The sequence below is a fragment of the Treponema ruminis genome, assembly GCF_014201975.1.
Classification (GTDB): Bacteria; Spirochaetota; Spirochaetia; order Treponematales; family Treponemataceae; genus Treponema_D; species Treponema_D ruminis.
Map to the genome: position 1 here is coordinate 82,002 of NZ_JACHFQ010000007.1, position 18,025 is coordinate 100,026.

An 18,025-nucleotide genomic window follows, 5' to 3' on the forward strand; every position below is an offset into this window, starting at 1 on the left:
TTAAATATCGGATTATTGGGTTGTCGTCTTTATACAAAAAAGAAGCATTTTTTTTTCCTTGTAAGAATCTTAATTTAGGTTTATCCTATAATATAAATTGGTATAAATTTTTTTTATTTTTAGAGGAGATCAAAATGTCCAGAAAGAAAATGTCAATGGACGGAAACCAGGCTGCTGCTCATGTTGCCTACGCTTACACAGAAGTCGCTGGTATCTATCCAATCACTCCTTCATCGCCAATGGCTGACTGGGTTGATAACTGGTCTGCAAATGGTCAGAAGAACATTTTCGGTAACAAAGTAAAGGTTATCGAAATGGAATCAGAAGCCGGTGCTGCAGGTACAGTTCACGGTTCTTTGGCATCAGGTGCGCTCACTACTACATTCACTGCCTCACAGGGCTTGCTCTTGATGATTCCTAATATGTACAAGATTGCTGCTGAACAGCTTCCTTGTGTATTCCATGTTGCTGCACGTTGTGTTGCTACACAGTCTTTGAACATTTTCGGTGATCATTCAGACGTTTACGCTTGTCGTCAGACAGGTGCTGCAATGTTCGCAGAATCAAACCCACAGGAAGTCATGGATCTGGCTCCTGTAGCTCACCTTGCTGCCCTCGAAGGAAAAGTTGCATTCATCAACTTCTTCGACGGTTTCCGCACTTCACACGAAATCCAGAAAATCGAAACCTGGGACTATGCTGACCTCAAGGAAATGGTAAACATGGACGCTGTAAAGGCATTCCGTGACCATGCCTTGAACCCGGAGCATCCTGCTATGCGCGGTTCACACGAAAACGGCGACGTATTCTTCCAGCACCGCGAGGCTTGTAACTCAACATACGACGCACTCCCGGCAATCGTTGAAAAATACATCGACAAAATCAATGCAAAACTCGGCACAAAATACGGCCTCTTCGACTACTACGGCGCACCAGATGCTGACCGCGTAATCGTTGCAATGGGCTCAATCTGTGACGTTGCAGAAGAAGTAATCGACTACCTCACAAAGAAGGGCGAGAAAGTCGGTCTCATCAAAGTACATCTTTACCGACCATGGATGCCAAAGAAATTCCTCGAGAAATTGCCAAAAACAGCAAAGAAAGTCGCTGTTCTTGACCGCACAAAGGAACCAGGCTCACTCGGTGAACCACTCTATCTCGATGTTGCAGCAACTCTCCGCGAAGCTGGCTTGAACGACGTTGTTCTCACTGGCGGACGCTACGGCTTGGGTTCAAAAGACACACCGCCAAGCTCAGTATTCGCTGTTTACACAGAACTTGCAAAAGCAGAGCCAAAAGCCCGCTTCACAATCGGTATTACAGACGATGTTACAAATCTCTCATTGCCAGAGGTTAAACCAGCTCCAATCACTTCTGCAGAAGGAACTGTTGAGTGTAAATTCTGGGGTATCGGTGGTGACGGTACAGTCGGTGCAAACAAAGACTCTACAAAAATCATCGGTGATCACACTGACAAATATATTCAGGCATACTTCCAGTACGATTCTAAAAAGACTGGTGGTATCACAATTTCTCACCTCCGCTTCGGTGACAAACCAATCCGCAGCCCGTACTACATCAACCAGGCTGACCTCGTTGCCTGTCACAACCAGTCTTACATCATCAAGGGCTACAAGATGGTTCAGGATGTTAAAGACGGCGGTACATTCCTCATCAACTGTCAGTGGTCTGATGAAGAACTCGACAAACACCTTCCTGCTGAGTCAAAGAAATACATCTATGACCACAAGATCAAGGTTTACACTGTAGACGCTGTTGACATCGCTACAAAAATCGGTCTTGGAAAACGAACTTCTACAGTTCTTCAGTCAGCATTCTTCAAGCTCGCAAATGTTCTTCCTGCAGAAGAAGCAATCAGCTACATGAAGGAAAAGGTTGTTGCTAAATTCTCTAAGAAGGGCCAGGACATCGTTGACATGAACTGCCAGGCTATCGATCAGGGTGCAGGTGCCCTCCACGAAGTTAAGATTCCTGATTCATGGAAGAACCCGGCTCCGGACGCAGCTAAACCAGCCCTCAAGGGTGAAAAAGCTACCGTTGATATGGTAGAAAAACTCATGAACCCAATCGCCCTCATGGACGGCGACAACCTCCCAGTTTCAGCATTCAAGGACATCGCAGACGGTCAGTTCCAGCTCGGAGCTAGCGCTTACGAGAAACGCGGTACTGCAGTCAATGTTCCAGAGTGGGATTCAACAAAATGTATTCAGTGTAACAACTGTGCATTCGTTTGTTCACACGCAACAATCCGCCCATATCTCCTCACAGACGCAGAAGCAGCTGAAGTCGAGAAGAACGGTGGAAAAGCAGTTGACCTCAAGCCAAAGGCTGGAAAATACAAGTTCACACTTTCTGTTTCACCGCTCGACTGTATGGGTTGTGGCGAATGTACAACAGTTTGTCCGGTTCAGGCACTCACAATGGTTCCACAGGAAAGCCGCTTGAGCGAGCAGCCAGCTTGGAACTATCTCGTTGCAAATGTATCAAAGAAGGCAGATTCTGGATTCGGCGACAACACAGTCAAGGGAAGCCAGTTCAACCAGCCGCTTCTTGAGTTCTCAGGCTCATGCGCAGGCTGTGCAGAAACTTCTTATGCCCGCTTGATCACTCAGCTCTTCGGCGAGCACATGTACATTTCTAACGCTACAGGTTGTTCTTCAATCTGGGGTGGTCCTGCTGCTACAGCTCCTTACACAATCAACAAAGACTCAAAGAAAGGTCCGGCTTGGGCTAACTCACTCTTTGAGGACAACGCTGAGCACGGTTTGGGTATGTACTCAGGCCAGAAATATATCCGCGACAACCTCATCGAAGAAATTCAGGCAGTTGTTGACGGAGACAAAGCTACTCAGGGCTTGAAAGACGCATTCGCTAAGTTCATCGAAACAAAAGACAAGACAATCGAGAATGCTCCTGCAGCTGACGCACTCATCGCAGAACTTGAGAAAGTTCAGTGCGACTGCGTAAAACCAATCCTCGAAAAGAAAGCTTACCTCGCTAAAAAATCTGTATGGATTTTCGGTGGCGACGGATGGGCTTACGACATCGGATTCGGCGGTCTCGACCACGTTCTCGCTTCAGGCGAAAATGTCAACGTCATGGTATTCGATACAGAGATGTACTCAAATACAGGTGGACAGGCATCAAAGGCTTCTAACATCGGTGAAGTATGTCAGTTCGCAGCAGCTGGTAAAGAGATGGGCAAAAAGTCACTCTCTGAAATCGCTATGAGCTACGGCTACGTATACGTTGGACAGATTGCTCTTGGTGCTAACCCGGCCCAGGCTCTCAAAGTCATCCAGGAAGCCGAAGCTTACAACGGTCCGTCACTCATCATCGGATACGCTCCATGTGAATTGCACGGCGTTAAGGGCGGCATGAACCACTGTCAGGACGAGATGAAGGCAGCCGTAAAAGCCGGCTACTGGAACCTCTTCAGCTTCAACCCAGCCCTCAAGGCAGAAGGCAAGAATCCGTTCACCCTCACATCAAAGGCAGGAGACGGTTCTTACCAGAGCTTCTTGAACAACGAGACCCGCTACTCAGCACTTACCCGCAAGTTCCCAGAGAGAGCTAAGGTCTTGTTCGACCGCAACGAGCAGGCAGCTAAAGCTAAGTTCGAGCATTTGCAGAAGCTGGTTGAACTTTATAAATAAGCCAGTCGAGTTTTCATTGGGGTAGTTGCCCCAGTGGGAAGTAAAATGCGAAAACGCCCCTTGCTAGTTAGAGAAGCTTGCTTCTCCGATTTCCTTGCGAGGGGCGTGTTTTTTTGCCGAAAGACAGCTCTTCTATGCTATCGTTACGGTTTCAGATAAGCCCTCCCTTGCAGTTTTTGTGAGTTCATCCTTCTTAAGGTAATATGTCCTTACAAGAATCCTGAATTCTGCTCCGCTCTCCAATTCATCGGGAAGGAAGAATTCGAGATTTTTACCAGCATTCCTTGTAATAATCGGACACGGAATCCATGTGCTTTCGTCCTGAACAGGCTCCTTGTTTTCGTTCAGAGGACACAGGAAGACTCCGCCTTTTTCTCCGTCGATTTTCAGCCTTTCGCCATCAAGGTGTACGGATTTTCCCTTGCTGAGAATTCCGTCCGCCTTGCCGGTTAAAAGGTTGATGACCGACGTTATTAGTGGTGAAGTGTCTGCAACGGAGATTTCCTTTATGCTGACCTTTGAGAGTGCAGAATTGGCAATCTGGCTCGGCGTGAACTTTGCCGTGAAAAGCTGCTTTTCGCCGGGGTCAAAGGTCTTGCCGTTGTACCTGCCCTGGATGGAAGGATACATCGTTCCCAGGTCGAGCACGTTCACTGACTCACCGCGGGAAAGGGCCTCAAGAATTTCTTCCTTGAGGAATCCTGCGGTCTGCTGCAATGAAAGCTCGTTTGTTCCTGCCTTGCGCTTCTGAATCCGGGCGATGAGCGTGTTTGTATCGATTGTGTTACGCTCAAACTTTCCGTAGAAATTGCGCCCGTTGGAAAGCTTGTTTGCATAAAGAGTGATTTTTCCGCTTCCGTCGGAATCCAAAAATTTTGTAGTAAGCTTTTCAGCCATATTACTGTCCTTGCCTGACTTACAGGCTTGCCAAAGTTTTTTAAGGTCAACGACCCTGTATCAGTAAAGATAACAGAAAAAAATCCTGTGATTTGTAGAAGTTTGTCTACAAAAGCTTTTATCCATGCTGATAGAATAAAGGTACAGCAAAAAAACGCTGATAAAACTAGTAGTTTAGTTAGTCTACAAAAGTGCACACTGTCAGTCAGAGAGACGTGGAGTTGGCAGTCAGAGAGACGTGGAGTTGGCAGTCAGAGAGACGCGGAGTTGTCAGTCAGAGAGACGCGGAGTTGTCAGTCAGAGAGACGCAGAGTTGGCAGTCAGCATGACGTGGAGTTGGCAGTCAGAAAGACGCGGAGTTGTCAGTCAGAGAGACGTGGAATTATAAGTAAGCAAGTTGATTTTTCATTGAGGTTGTTACCCCAGTGGGGGAAGTAAATGCGGAAAAACTCCTTTCGTGAAAGAGAATTCCCTGTTTAGTTATGAAAAAATTATTAAAGATATTTATTGCTCAACGTTTTTATTATTTCTGTTTGTGAAATAGAAAATTCATTTATTAGTTTTTGTATGAGAATTTTATTTTCTTCTTTCTCGTAAAAATCTGGCAGAAACAATAGATATGATTCTATGCGTAATGCATCGGCAATCTTGGAAATAGTCTCTGGAGAGGGCCATTTATTTCCGCGTTCGATATCACTCAAAAAAGGGATAGAAATTCCCGCATCAAAGGCTAGATCAGCTTGAGACATATTCTTTATATCCCGGAATCGTTTGATATTTTTTGCGAGAGTTTCTCTTATTGAATCGCCAGCCATTACTAATCCTTTTAGATAATTGATTTTATCTAAAAGATTGACGGGTAAACAAACATCAGATAGAATGAGCTATAACATATTATTAGATGTTGTTATAAATATTATCATTTTGCCGTGAATTATTTATAAGTGGCATGGTGACATTTGAGAAAATATTGAAGTATGTCTATCAAAAAGAAATCTTTTACAGGATTCATGTTATTCCTGCTTGCAATTGCTCTTCCATGTTTCTCTGAAAATGGTATAGACGAAACGCTTGTTGATGTCAGTTCTGATATTTGTTCTGTTTGCTCTCAAAATGAAATAATTGCAGTATTAGATTTTAATGCAGAAACAGTTGATATGAGTAATTATCTTTCTAATTCTCTTGCGTCAAATCTTTCTCAAAATGGGAAAGTTCGTGTTGTGACTAGACAGCACATGGATAAAATAGAAAAAGAACTTGATTTTCAAATGAGTGGCTATGTCAGTGATTCTACAGCTCTTTCAATTTGTGAAAGACTTGGTGCAAAAGCCATTATCTTTGGACAATTTGAAGAACTTGAAAATCAATATACTTTACAAGTTAAAGTACTTGATGTTGAGACTGCGGCTTATAATCTTTTCAAGTTCTATAAAATTGCACGTTCACCTAAAACCGAACAACTTCTAGGAAGAGCCGCAACTTATCGTAAGTCTGCTTTTGGTATTATTGCAGAAACAAACAAGAACTGTATAGAGATGATTGCTCCTGCTGGTGGAATAAGCTTCGATTACAGCTTGTCTCGCAAGTTTTCGATAGGGGTAAAAGCATTCTTAAGCTACGATATAAATGGAAAAAATAGCGATGATAATACGGCTGTGACTTTTGAGCCGTTAGGTTCTTTTCGAGTGTACACGACTTCACCAATCGGGGATTCTAGTTCCGGCATGTTTATTGAAGGCTTGTTCGGCGGAGCAGTTTTATTTATAAATGATGAAACAAAAACTGTACCGAGTGCGGGGATTTCTCTGGGAATTCGACAGCCGTTTGGTGCAACATTCATTGAACCATATTTACGTGTTGGTTATCCGTATTTGTTTGGTGCGGGATTGCAGTTCGGCTTGAGATTCTAGGAGACTGCTGATGAAAAATAAAAATTTCTATATATGCCTTGTTTCTATTTTATACCTTGTGAGTTTATTTATATCATGTACGAATCCATTTTATATAAAGGCATCGGGATTGTATGAAGTCTCATTCGTAACAAATGGCGGAACTGAGCTTGAAACTATTCGTACTACTTGCATAAAAGAACTTCCTGTGTCAGAAAAAGAAGATTGTATACTTGAAGGTTGGTATGATAATGCATCTTTTTCAGGATCTCCTGTGTCTTTTCCGTTTGAAACTGAAAATGATACCACACTTTATGCAAAATGGAAAAAAATCGTCTTTACTGTAAGTTTTGAGACAAATTGCGAAACGGAACTGGCACCTTATAAAGCTAATTGTGTAAAAACTTCACCAGTTGTGAGTAAAGCGGATTATATTCTTGTTGGTTGGTTTACTTCGTCAGATTTTAAGGGAACTCCCGTTTCTTTCCCATATACCTTAAGTGCCGATACAAAATTATATGCAAAATGGGCACAATCGGTATTTACAGTAACTTTTGAGACGAATTGTGATGCTGAGATTGCGGCATACAAGACTGACATAATAGAAGCTGTAGCGGATATAAGCAAAGAAGATTATGTGCTTGTAGGCTGGTATACTTCTTCAGATTTCAACGGTACCCCCATTTCTTTTCCATATTCTTTAACTTCAGATACAACGCTTTATGCTAAATGGGCTCAATCAGTATTTACCGTAAAATTTGTGACCAATTGTGATGTTGAGATTGCTCCATACAAAACTGACTCAATTACAAGTGCACCGATTATAGAGCGAAAAGGTTATGAAATTGTTGGCTGGTATACCACACAAAATTTCTCAGGTAAAGCAATAACTTTTCCTTATTCTGTGACTAAAAACACAACACTTTATGCAAAATGGAAAGAAGCGGCTTTCTTGGTAAATTTTGAGACAAATGGCGGCTCCGAGATTTCTGCTTATACGACTTCACGAATAGAATCTGCACCAATAACTTCTCGTGATAATTATATTTTTGATGGATGGTATATAAATCCTGATTTTAAGGGAACTGCTATCAGCTATCCATTTCCTATAACACAGAATATTACTTTGTATGCGAAATGGATAAAGAAAACAGAAGTTACTGTCATTTTTTATGATGATACTAAGAAAATCAAAATTAGCATTGATGATAAAGAAGAAAGACAACTAAAAATAAGTGCTTCAGAAGGATTTGAGTCATACAAATGGATTTGTGATGATACCGTATTGTCAAACGATTCTAATTGCATCACCTTGACCAATCTGTCAGCTGGCTATCATTTAATTACAGTTACTGTACAAGATAATGACGGAAAAACTGTATCGAGCTACATAAAAATAAGGAAAACAGAATAGGAGATAAAACTATGAACAGAACTACCTGGAAATACTTTTTATCAATTCTTTTAATTTCTTTATTTACTTTTTCCAGTTGTAATTTTCTTGGAGAAAATTTGCAGGAGTCAGAAACAAACAGTGAATCTAGGGGTGTGAAAATTTGTCTGAATTTTGGTAGCAGCAGACAGATAATGCCGTCAAATTATTTGGTAGCTGAATATAATCTCAGAGGAACATTTAATTCAAAAGAAACCGTATGGACTTATGATTCTCTTTCAAAGCTCCATAGTGCAACTCTCTATTTGAATTATGGAGAATGGTCTTTTACTCTTGAAGCTTATGCAAACAGCAAATTAATTGCTTCTGATACAATTTCCAGAACAATTTCTGATACAACAAACACTTTGACTTTTGAGTACAAGGTAAGTGAATTAAACTATTCAGCAGGTTCAGGAAATATTTCTGTTTCAGTTAGTTTTCCGATAGATAAAAAAGTTTCATCTGTCACAGCTGCTCTTTATACAACAGAAAATCTGACAACTCCTATTTCAAACACATCTACAACATACACGACATTCACAACTGACAATGCAACAAGAAATTATATTGTAAATTATACAAAAGATGCAGTTTCTTCAGGTTCTTATTATTTGATTTTTAAGTTTTATCAGAATAATATTGAAGATAGTATAGGAATATGGCGTGACCTTGTTTGTGTTGCAAATGGATGCTTAAGCAGCGGAGAATCGACCGTTACAGAATTCAATGAGCTATATTTTATCAATTACCATTTAAATGGAATTTCTTTTAAATCTTCTTATGTAGTTCCTGCAAGCTTTAATAAGAGTCAGAGCATAACTCTTCCTACTGCTGAGAATATGGATCAAACAAATCTTTCCTTTACAGGATGGTATGAAACTGCGGATTTTTCTGGAGATAGAATTACCAACTGGACTTATGATTCAAAAACGGCAGATGTAAATCTTTATGCAAAGAATACTGCAATCGTTGCTTTCAATATGAATAATTATGGAACTCAGATTGAAAGTCAGACAGTTCTGTATGGATCAAAGCCTTCGGAGCCAACTAAGCCTGAAAGTAATACAATGTTCTTTAAGGGCTGGTTTACTGATGAAGCTCTTACACAAAAATATAATTTTAATTCTGTTCTGACTGCAAACAAAGTTTTATATGCAAAATGGGTAGATTTGCCATCTTACTGGTCTTGGACTTATCCGACAAGTACACCTACATTGACTTGGGAAGGAAAAGGAACTCAGGCTGAACCATATATCATTATGAATGCCCAGGAATTGGCAGACCTTGCTTACATGGTCAATAATTTTACAACTTATTCTGGAACATATTTTGTACTAGGCACAGATATTGAATTGAATTATGGAAAAACAGTAACTGGTGTTGATGATACATTAAATAACTGGATACCGATTGGAAATACAACTTCTAATTTTGCTGGAAACTTTGATGGAAATGGAAAGAAGATTAAAGGATTGTATATTAATGATAATTCATTGGAAAATGTCGGATTATTTGGAATTGGAAAAGCTCCTAATAATTTGACGATTGACAGTGGATATGTAACTGCAAATGCCACTTATGCTGGTGGCGTGATTGGGTATTCGAAGTCTGCAATTGAAAATTGTATTAACAAAGTTGCTATGAATAACAGCAAAGTTGACAGCTATCTTGGTGGTATTGCTGGTTATGGAAGTACTTTTAAGAATTGTGAAAACACAGGTGTATTATCTGGATTAAATGTTGCAGGTATAGCGGGACAGGGGAGTGTTTTTGATAAGTGTATTAATAAGGGAGAAATTAGTGCGACGGGAAAAACTTGTGGAGGTATAGCATCTAATCGTAGTTCTGGTTCCACATCATTAGAAATAAAAGATTGCGTAAATACTACAAATCTTTCATCTCAAGGGGATTATGCTGGAGGACTTTTTGGTTATTTCAGCTATGATTTTTCCGTAGGGAATAGTTATGATAATAGGAATATTTCTATTATCATAACAAATTCTAGTAATTTTGGAAAAATTACTGGATTAAAATATATTGGAGGTATTATTTCATATGTATCTTCAGAAGTTACTGGTTCTGATAAATATAATAGGACAGTAAGTAATATAATTATTTCAAATATTACTTCTACAGGAGACATCGAAACTCAAAATGGAACAAGTATTGGTGGAATTTGTGGATATATTAATCTAATAGGTCATAAAACACGAAACAATATAATAAAGAACTGCGTATATGATGCATCTATTCGATTTTCTGACTCTGACATAAATTCTTATTTGGGTGGAATTTGTGGAAATATGTATGGAATTGAAATATTAAATAGTTTTGCAGCTGGAATAATAGAAAATTCATCTTCGCATAATACGATTGGAGGAATAGTAGGTTCTAGAAAAATTTCGAGTGCAATAAAAAATTGTTATGCAAGGATGAAAATGACTTCCACAGTTAATATTTCACTTAATGGAATTGGAGGAAGTGGATTACTCAATTGTTTCTATGTCGCAGGTATAGGAGCCACACGAGCAACAGGTTCTTCTTATGAAACAAGTATCGGTGCTGTCACATCTGCTACAGACTCTGTTTTCCCTGTTAATAATTCAACTTTACTTTATAATGGAACACTATGTGAAGTTTTAAATGCATATAGAATAGACAATGATACGGACAATTCTTATAAAGAATGGGTTGTAGGTTCAGACGGATGGCCAACTTTTGCTGAATAAATTATATATTGCGCAAATGCTTATAAATTCATTTTTTATCTTATTTTTTGTTGACGTTATATATTCTGTATGGTTATATTTAAAATTAAGGGAGGTCACTTATGGCCAACTTTTTGAATCACCCGAATCTTATCTAGGAGGTCTCTTCTTCTAGGTTGCCAAATTAGGGTACAAGGGGATAGTAAAAAATCTCAAAGCGATTACAATTTTCTTGAAAATCAAAGAGACTGATGGGAAGGAAGATTGCCCGAAAGGATAATACGAAATCAAGTTTTGGCTGTTTTGATTTAAGGCTGGGCTAAGAATCAGAAGAAATAAGATACTTGAGTACTCCCCATCTTTTTTATAAAAATAATTGTTTAGGAAGTTTTTTATAATGGCATTTACAGACACTATTAAAAAAGAGGCTTTTTCAAGGGCTAAAGACAAATGTGAAAAATGTGGAAAACAATTAGTTTGGACAAATCATAACGAAGGTGAACGTGGAGCATGGCAAGCGCATCATAAAACTTCGGTATCGGCTGGAGGAAAAGATTATCTGTCAAATTGTATGATTTTATGTTTAGATTGTCATAAGAAGACTAGAACTTATGGTAGTCATTAAGATATTTAATCATAGAATGACAAGTTCTTTAGCCAAAAACGGATTTCTGTGAGTTGTTCAAATAAACTAGATCGTATCAATAATTCATGGTAATAGCAAAACTTTCAAAAATAGAAATAGTAACAGTTGAAATACGAAAAATCCCAATAGTTAGATTGTTAATGATAATTTTATCTCCGTTGGATGAAGAGGGGTAAATGAACAGTTTTGAAAACAATAAATCTTTTCGTCATGTTGTTCTTCTTGGTGCAGGTGCATCTTGTGCAGCGTTGCCAAACAGATGTGATAAGAATGGCAAAAAAATATCTGCAATGGATGGTTTCATAAAGAATCTTGGATTAAATACTATTTTTAAGGAATATAATTATTCTGGAAATTTAGGCAATCTTGAGGAAGTATATTCCGACGTATATGAAAAAAAAGAATTCTTTGAATTATGTCAAAAACTTGAATATGAAATTGAAGAATATTTCTTCAATATGCGAATTCCTGACGAGCCAACTGTTTATGATTTGTTGTTATTGTCTCTGACACCAAATGATTGTATTGCAACTTTTAATTGGGATCCGTTACTTACTCAAGCATATCGCAGAGTAAAAAAAATAACAAAAGATTTGCCTAAAATATTTTTCTTGCATGGTAACGTAGACATTAGTTTTTGCAAAAATCATAATCAGTTTGGATTTTTCAATGGTAAATGTCCGATTTGTCAGCATACTTTTTCTCCGATGCCACTACTGTATCCAATAAAAAATAAAAAGTATAATAACAAACCTATATTAGCAAGTTTCTGGAGGCAGTTTAGTGAAATGCTTTCCGAGGCTTATATATTTACTGTTTTTGGCTATAGTGCTCCTAAATCTGATGTTGAAGCTGTTGAATTATTAAAAGCAGCCTGGAATGCAAAGGAAAAGCCTTTAAAGCAATTTGAAGTAATTGATATAAAAGCAAAAAATCCTTTAGGAGAATTGCAATCTTCATGGAAAGACTTTTTTTATTCTTTTCATTCGAACTTTGAAGAAACTTTTTACACATCATCTCTTGCTCGTTTCCCAAGAAATACATGTGTGGCTCTTCGAAAACAAAATGAACTTGCAGACTTTATTGATGATTCTCCGAAGTTGTATGAAGAAATGTCTTGGTTTGACATTAAAACTTATTTTTCAACAATTCTTGAAAATACAGTGTAACAAATTATGGCGAGTTAATAACAGAACATTCGAATTTATGGTATAATACAAAATGGAGCATACAGATATGTCAAACATTCACATCAGGTCACTAAATATTGAGACCTTTCGAGGTATCCAAAATCTAAAGCTCGAAGGCTTCTCTGGAATAAACATCTTTACGGGTGACAATAATTCCGGAAAAACAAGTGTTTTGGAAGTGCTTCAAACTTCTGGAAATCCACATTCACCGATAATGTGGACTCTGCTTGGTAGAAATGAAAAGTTCCCGAACCCAACCCGAACTATTTTTGAAATGGTAAAAGATTTATATTCTGTTTCTGAAAATGATTTGAGAATTGCTTATTCTAAGGAAGATGATAAAAATGGAAATGTATTTATAGAACTAAAAGGTAGCATCTCAAAAGAAAAAACAATCAAAAAAGACTATTGTAAGATTGCTCATATTGAATGTGAGAAAGGCGAAGAGTTTTCAGAAGCCGAAGTGATAAAGCTGCATATTGATTTTTTTTACAATGGAAAAATCGAGGACTCTGTTGATGTTTACAATGTAACTCGTTTTGAAATCTTTCCAGAAAATACTGAGAAACCTTACGAAAAATACATAGTTCACTATATCTCACCAAGTGTCTATGATAAAGAATGTCCTGTGATAACCGAAATTTTCAGCGACAATGAGGGGCACAAAGAACTTATAGAGGTATTAAGACTGTTTGATGATGATATTCTAGACATTGTGCCGACCGTGCGTGAATATGCAATTCCTTTCCCCATGAAAGATAGCTATCAGATTCGTTCAAAAAAATACGGAAAACTTATGCCGCTTAGTGTTTATGGTGACGGCCTAAAAAAAGCATTGTGGCTTGTAACATCAGTTCTTGCAACAAAGGATGGGGTTCTTCTTATTGATGAATTTGAAACAGCTATTCACACATCGGTTATGAATAAGCTTTTTACATGGATTTTTAGGGCATGTAAAAAATATAATGTTCAGCTCTTCCTCACCACGCACAGTAAGGAAGCATTGCAGAAAGTCCTTGCATTAAATTCCGACCAAGACTTTAAAGACGAAATTACTCTGTATACGCTTTACAAAATTGATGGTAAGAATGTCGCCAGAAGGTTGTCTGCCGAGAGAGCTATTGAAGCCGATGAAAATTTCGGGCAGGAGCTGAGATAATGAAATCAATTATTATTTGTGAAGGTGACACAGATTTTACTTTACTCCAATATTTTATGATTAAGGCAAACAGCTGGGAAGATGCTCGAAAAACCACTTTCAAACCTGACATTTCAGATTCAATAAGCAGGGATTTTTCTAAATCATCAAACTCTCTTACAATTGTTTCTGCGGGTGGCTGTGCAAATATCAAGTCCGTTTTTGCATCGGTTATACGCTATAACCAGAATGCGGTTTTTGATTCTGAGAGATATTCAAAAATTGTTATTGTTACGGATAATGATGAGGAAGGAACAGAAGCGAAGATACTTTCTGATTTAAATAAGGTTATAGAAAATAACGGTAAAATTCGAAATAAAAACTGGACAAAACTTTCATATATTGATGAAACATCAAGTAAATTTGCATTTTCTACAGATGTGCTTTTGCTTGTTATTCCTTTTGAGGAAAATGGTGCTCTTGAAACGTTCCTGTTGAATTCTGTGTCGAAACAAGATGTTTACGATGCGGAGATTATCAAAAAAGGAAATGCTTTTGTGGAATCTGCAGATCCGGATTCAAAATATCTGATACATCGTGGTTTGAAAACAAAAGCAAAATTTGATGTCTATTTTTCTATAAGGACTCCTGCAAAACAATTCCGTATGCGACAGGATATTCTTAAAAATGTTCCGTGGGAAGAATATGAAAATGTCCGCGAAGTATTTAAAGAGCTACAGAAATTAGGTTGATTTTCCGCGTTAAGGATTGGAGCACCGCCGTAGGCGTACCGCTTGCGGTATGAAGCGATAGCGTAAGTGCGGAAAGCCTGACCCGCCGCAGGCGGGGAACGCCCTGTTTCGGACGCTCCGGCTCCCATCTAAATCTTCAGCTCCGCGTACACGCCTTGGACGACTTCGGCGGATTTTTGCAGTAGCTCTCGCTCTTCTTCGGCAAGTTTGATTTCTACGATTTCCTTGGCTCCGTTTTTGTTGATGATTGTCGGGACGCTGAGGAAGATGTTGTTCAGGCCGTATTCTCCGTTCAAGCCTACGCTAACTGGCAGGATTTTATTTTCGTTGAAGAGGATGGACTTGATGATTGCGGTTGCGCTTGAGGCGATTCCGTAGCAGGTGTTTCCTTTGCGGGTGAAGATGTCCCAGCCGGCTTCTTTTGTGCGTTTTAAGAGTTCGTCTTTGGTGATGTCCTTTGTGCGGTCGGCGTTGTCGGCGAAGACATCAGTCAGGTTTTTGCCTCCGATTGTTGCACTTGCCCATGAGACCATTTCGCTGTCTCCGTGTTCTGCCATGACGAATGCTTCTACGCTTTTTGCATCAAGGTTGTACATTTTTGAAAGTTCGCAGCAGAGGCGGGCTGTGTCGAGTGTGGTTCCGGTTCCGATGATTCTGTTTTTTGGCAGGCGTGAAAGTTTCCATGTGTAGTATGACATGATGTCGACCGGGTTTGAAATTACGACGAATACTCCGTCGAATCCGTTTGACATTACGCTTTCAACGATGTTTTTGATGATTTTCATGCTCGGGGCCAGCATTTCCAGTCTGTTGTGTGAGTCTTTTGGCATTGGCGCGCTTGCTGTGATTACTACGACGTCTGCATCACGGCAGTCTGAGTAGTCACCTGCCTTAATCGACATGTTTCTGTTCATGAAGTAGATTGAATGCTGCATGTCCAGTGCTTCGGCGACTGCTTTTTCCTTGTTTACGTCAATCAGAACGACTTCTTCGCAGATGCCCTGATTGAGGATGCTGTATGCTGTTGTTGCGCCGACGTTTCCGACTCCGACGATTACGACTTTTGAATCCTTGAAACTCATGTTTTACCTCACTTTTCGAGATTTTCTATTTTTCAATTTGATACGATAGCACTTTTGAAATCGGATTTCTAGACTTTGCCCGAAAATTCATTCTTTTGCTTTACACAATCGCCTTTCGCCTGTATATTTTTTGTGAGGTTAAAATGAAAAATCGTAAACATTCAACTTTAAAAGCAGCCGCTGTTCTTTTTCTCTTTTTTGCTCTTTCCCTTTTTTCTTCATGCAAGGTGACTATTGACGGGGATACAGAGTACACTGTTTATGGAACAGTTCAGGGAAAATACGATGATAGAACTCAGCCAATTCCGGGAATAGTTGTTGAAATTATTGAAAACGGTGGTTCATATAAATCTCTGACATACACCGATTCGCATGGCTGGTTTGAATTCAGGGATGTAAAAGAAGGTGATTACACCCTAAGATTTACTGATACAGATGGAGCTGAAAACGGTTCCTTTAAGCAGTGGAAGGAGCGTCTTCCTCTTGCCAGACGGGATTATAATTTTGGCATGATAACTCTCGAAAGCGCCAACTAATCTCCCTCCCAGCCGCACTCCCGGCCCCCTAAAAATCTATTTCCTCTTTTCCTTTAAAACTTCCGGCAGTACCTGTGCAAGAACGACTGCCGCGAAAATCAGTGCGCATCCGAATCCCATACGGAGCGTAATTTTTTCACCGAGAACGATAGTGCTGAAAATCACGCCGAAAACACTCTCAAACGACAGCAAAAGTGAAGCCCATGCCGAAGGAAGATATTTTAACCCAACATTCTGAAGCACAAAGCAAATCATCGTTGAAAGAAGTCCCAGATAGAGCATGGAAATTATTACCCTCGGATTTTGAATCTGCTCAATAGGAAAAGCTCCGTCGAAAATAGGGGCGCAAATCCATGCAAAAATCGACGCGAATAAAAACTGAAGGACTGTGAGCAAAATCGGGTCATGATGCTCATTGTACTTTGAGGTGAAAATTATATGAATCGCGTAGAAAATTCCGCAAATAAGTGTGAGTATGTCTCCGATATTGACGGTTCCTGTGTCGCTTGTTCCGAGCGCAAGCATTCCGATTCCTGTTATGGACATTATTGCGCATAAAAAGATATAAAATGCCGGGCGACGTTTTTCAATTATCCACAAAAAGACCGGAATCAAGAAAACGTAGCTTGTTGTGAGAAAGGCATTTTTGCCAGCGGTGGTGTAGTTGCAGCCGATTGTCTGAACGAGATAGGCTGTGAAAAGATAGAATCCCAGTATTCCGCCATGTATCCATGCTTTTTTTGTGAGAAATTTTAATTTTTTACAGTAAATGATTGCGAGGGCTAGGGCGGCGATTGTGAAACGGAACGCAATCATCCATACCGCGCCGATGTAGTCCAGGCTGTCCTTTACGATTACGAATGCAAATCCCCAGATTGCGGCGGCAAGCAAAAGCCCTGCGGAAGAAAGCAGGAAGGTCGTGTGTTTTGTCATGAAGAAGATAATATATAGAAAGAAAATTGTTTGCAACCAGTTGCGTGAAGCGAATAGCGAAACCAAAAAAGCCTGACCTGAAAGGGAGCGTCCACCATTTGCATAAAGTTTTGTTTTGTGTTACTATTTACAGTAACAAGGAGCTTACAATGAAAGAACTTTCTAAATTGATGGATTTCAGACCTAGCATTAAGGTCGTTGATGCCACTTTGCGTGATGGTGGTTTGGTTAATGATTTTTACTTCCCGGAAGGATTTGAAAAGGCTCTTTATGAGGCAAATCTCAAGGCCGGCGTTGATTATATGGAATTCGGCTATCGTGCTGACAAAGAAATGTTCGACGTAAATAAATTCGGTCCATGCAAATTCTCAAGCGATGATTTTATCCGCTCTATCGTCGGTGAAAATGATACAGATTTGAAGATTGCAATCATGACGGACGTTGGCCGCTGTAACTACAAGCAGGACATTCAGGAAAAGGCAAACAGCCCTGTTGATTTGATTCGGGTTGCAACTTACACCCACCAGATGCCGGGCGCCCTCGACATGATTGAAGACGCTAAAAACAAGGGCTACGAAGTCAGCTGTAACATCATGGCTATTTCCAATGCCCAGGAAGGTGATTTGAAGGTCGCTCTTGATTTGCTCGGAAAATCTCCTGTTGACATCATTTACATCGTTGACAGCTACGGCTCCCTTTACCCGGAGCAGATTGCCCGAATCGCTGACCTTTACGGTGAGTTCGCTGCAAAATACGGCAAAAAGCTGGGTATGCATGCTCACGACAACCAGAAGCTTGCTTTCGCAAACACAATCGAAGCTGCCGGTGACGGTGTTGACTATCTCGATGCAACTTATGCCGCAATGGGCCGTGGTGCCGGTAACTGTGCCATGGAGCTTCTCATGGGCTTCTTGAAGAATCCTAAGTTCAAGCTTCACCCGGTAATCAAATTCGTTGAGGAATATATGAATCCGATGAAAGAAGCCGGCGTTGTCTGGGGCTACGATTTACAGTATCTTTTGACAGGCGTCTTCAACCAGCATCCGAGAAGCGCTATTCAGTTCACAAAAGATAAGCGCAAGAACTTCAGCGACTTCTTTATGGAAGTCACAAGCCAGGAATAATTCGAACAAAAAAAATCC

14 protein-coding genes are annotated in these 18,025 nt (G+C 39.7%); 10 read left to right on the forward strand and 4 right to left on the reverse strand.

Annotation, left to right across the window (positions count from 1 at the left end):
- Positions 1-134: 134 nt before the first annotated feature.
- Entirely contained in the window at positions 135-3,677 is a 3,543-nt protein-coding gene (gene nifJ, locus HNP76_RS11425; protein ID WP_184660612.1) for a pyruvate:ferredoxin (flavodoxin) oxidoreductase, read from the forward strand.
- A 132-nt stretch (positions 3,678-3,809) separates the two neighbouring features.
- Here the strand turns inward: nifJ and HNP76_RS11430 are convergent, their stop codons facing one another.
- Both HNP76_RS11430 and HNP76_RS11435 read right to left on the reverse strand, forming a co-directional pair.
- Positions 3,810-4,574, reverse strand: a complete 765-nt coding sequence (locus HNP76_RS11430) for a DUF4469 domain-containing protein (RefSeq protein ID WP_184660614.1) — start codon at positions 4,572-4,574, stop codon at positions 3,810-3,812.
- A gap of 494 nt (positions 4,575-5,068) precedes the next feature.
- Positions 5,069-5,389, reverse strand: coding sequence for a helix-turn-helix domain-containing protein (locus tag HNP76_RS11435; protein WP_184660616.1), 321 nt, complete (start codon positions 5,387-5,389; stop codon positions 5,069-5,071).
- A 162-nt stretch (positions 5,390-5,551) separates the two neighbouring features.
- On the opposite strand from HNP76_RS11435, the gene HNP76_RS11440 reads away from it, so the two are divergent.
- The 7 genes from HNP76_RS11440 to HNP76_RS11470 all read left to right on the forward strand — a co-directional run bounded on the left by HNP76_RS11440 (position 5,552) and on the right by HNP76_RS11470 (position 14,332).
- Entirely contained in the window at positions 5,552-6,484 is a 933-nt protein-coding gene (locus HNP76_RS11440; protein WP_184660618.1) for an LpoB-related protein, read from the forward strand.
- A gap of 10 nt (positions 6,485-6,494) precedes the next feature.
- Entirely contained in the window at positions 6,495-7,877 is a 1,383-nt protein-coding gene (locus HNP76_RS11445) for an InlB B-repeat-containing protein (protein WP_184660620.1), read from the forward strand.
- Between the two features lie 11 nt (positions 7,878-7,888).
- Positions 7,889-10,627, forward strand: a complete 2,739-nt coding sequence (locus tag HNP76_RS11450) for an InlB B-repeat-containing protein (RefSeq protein WP_184660622.1) — start codon at positions 7,889-7,891, stop codon at positions 10,625-10,627.
- Positions 10,628-11,003: 376 nt separating this feature from the next.
- Complete coding sequence (locus tag HNP76_RS11455) at positions 11,004-11,231, forward strand: HNH endonuclease (RefSeq protein ID WP_184660624.1); 228 nt, start codon at positions 11,004-11,006, stop codon at positions 11,229-11,231.
- A gap of 197 nt (positions 11,232-11,428) precedes the next feature.
- On the forward strand, positions 11,429-12,421 hold the full coding sequence (locus HNP76_RS11460; protein WP_184660626.1) for a hypothetical protein: 993 nt from the start codon (positions 11,429-11,431) through the stop codon (positions 12,419-12,421).
- 67 nt (positions 12,422-12,488) lie between these two features.
- The gene (locus HNP76_RS11465) at positions 12,489-13,601 is read left to right on the forward strand and encodes an AAA family ATPase (RefSeq protein WP_184660628.1); all 1,113 of its coding nucleotides are present in this window, start codon (positions 12,489-12,491) and stop codon (positions 13,599-13,601) included.
- The gene (locus HNP76_RS11470; RefSeq protein WP_184660630.1) at positions 13,601-14,332 is read left to right on the forward strand and encodes a DUF3226 domain-containing protein; all 732 of its coding nucleotides are present in this window, start codon (positions 13,601-13,603) and stop codon (positions 14,330-14,332) included. The genes HNP76_RS11465 and HNP76_RS11470 overlap by 1 nt, the downstream gene beginning before the upstream one ends.
- Positions 14,333-14,460: 128 nt before the next feature.
- On the opposite strand, the gene HNP76_RS11475 is transcribed toward HNP76_RS11470, so the two are convergent.
- Positions 14,461-15,414 (reverse strand): L-lactate dehydrogenase, encoded by a 954-nt coding sequence (locus HNP76_RS11475; RefSeq protein ID WP_184660632.1) that lies wholly within the window; start codon positions 15,412-15,414, stop codon positions 14,461-14,463.
- A gap of 143 nt (positions 15,415-15,557) precedes the next feature.
- Between HNP76_RS11475 and HNP76_RS11480 the strand changes: the two genes are divergently transcribed.
- Entirely contained in the window at positions 15,558-15,950 is a 393-nt protein-coding gene (locus HNP76_RS11480; protein ID WP_184660634.1) for a carboxypeptidase-like regulatory domain-containing protein, read from the forward strand.
- Positions 15,951-15,986: 36 nt separating this feature from the next.
- On the opposite strand, the gene HNP76_RS11485 is transcribed toward HNP76_RS11480, so the two are convergent.
- Positions 15,987-16,883 carry a DMT family transporter gene (locus tag HNP76_RS11485; RefSeq protein ID WP_184660636.1) on the reverse strand — a complete coding sequence of 299 codons (897 nt, stop codon included), beginning with the start codon at positions 16,881-16,883 and terminating at the stop codon, positions 15,987-15,989.
- Between the two features lie 149 nt (positions 16,884-17,032).
- On the opposite strand from HNP76_RS11485, the gene HNP76_RS11490 reads away from it, so the two are divergent.
- Positions 17,033-18,007, forward strand: coding sequence for an aldolase catalytic domain-containing protein (locus HNP76_RS11490; RefSeq protein WP_184660638.1), 975 nt, complete (start codon positions 17,033-17,035; stop codon positions 18,005-18,007).
- Positions 18,008-18,025 lie beyond the last annotated feature (18 nt).

Coding starts and splice junctions, on each gene's coding strand:
- nifJ (WP_184660612.1), top strand. CDS start 135: ATGTCCAGAAAGAAAATGTCAATGGACGGAAACCAGGCTGCTGCTCAT.
- HNP76_RS11430 (WP_184660614.1), bottom strand. CDS start 4,574: ATGGCTGAAAAGCTTACTACAAAATTTTTGGATTCCGACGGAAGCGGA.
- HNP76_RS11435 (WP_184660616.1), bottom strand. CDS start 5,389: ATGGCTGGCGATTCAATAAGAGAAACTCTCGCAAAAAATATCAAACGA.
- HNP76_RS11440 (WP_184660618.1), top strand. CDS start 5,552: ATGTCTATCAAAAAGAAATCTTTTACAGGATTCATGTTATTCCTGCTT.
- HNP76_RS11445 (WP_184660620.1), top strand. CDS start 6,495: ATGAAAAATAAAAATTTCTATATATGCCTTGTTTCTATTTTATACCTT.
- HNP76_RS11450 (WP_184660622.1), top strand. CDS start 7,889: ATGAACAGAACTACCTGGAAATACTTTTTATCAATTCTTTTAATTTCT.
- HNP76_RS11455 (WP_184660624.1), top strand. CDS start 11,004: ATGGCATTTACAGACACTATTAAAAAAGAGGCTTTTTCAAGGGCTAAA.
- HNP76_RS11460 (WP_184660626.1), top strand. CDS start 11,429: ATGAACAGTTTTGAAAACAATAAATCTTTTCGTCATGTTGTTCTTCTT.
- HNP76_RS11465 (WP_184660628.1), top strand. CDS start 12,489: ATGTCAAACATTCACATCAGGTCACTAAATATTGAGACCTTTCGAGGT.
- HNP76_RS11470 (WP_184660630.1), top strand. CDS start 13,601: ATGAAATCAATTATTATTTGTGAAGGTGACACAGATTTTACTTTACTC.
- HNP76_RS11475 (WP_184660632.1), bottom strand. CDS start 15,414: ATGAGTTTCAAGGATTCAAAAGTCGTAATCGTCGGAGTCGGAAACGTC.
- HNP76_RS11480 (WP_184660634.1), top strand. CDS start 15,558: ATGAAAAATCGTAAACATTCAACTTTAAAAGCAGCCGCTGTTCTTTTT.
- HNP76_RS11485 (WP_184660636.1), bottom strand. CDS start 16,883: ATGACAAAACACACGACCTTCCTGCTTTCTTCCGCAGGGCTTTTGCTT.
- HNP76_RS11490 (WP_184660638.1), top strand. CDS start 17,033: ATGAAAGAACTTTCTAAATTGATGGATTTCAGACCTAGCATTAAGGTC.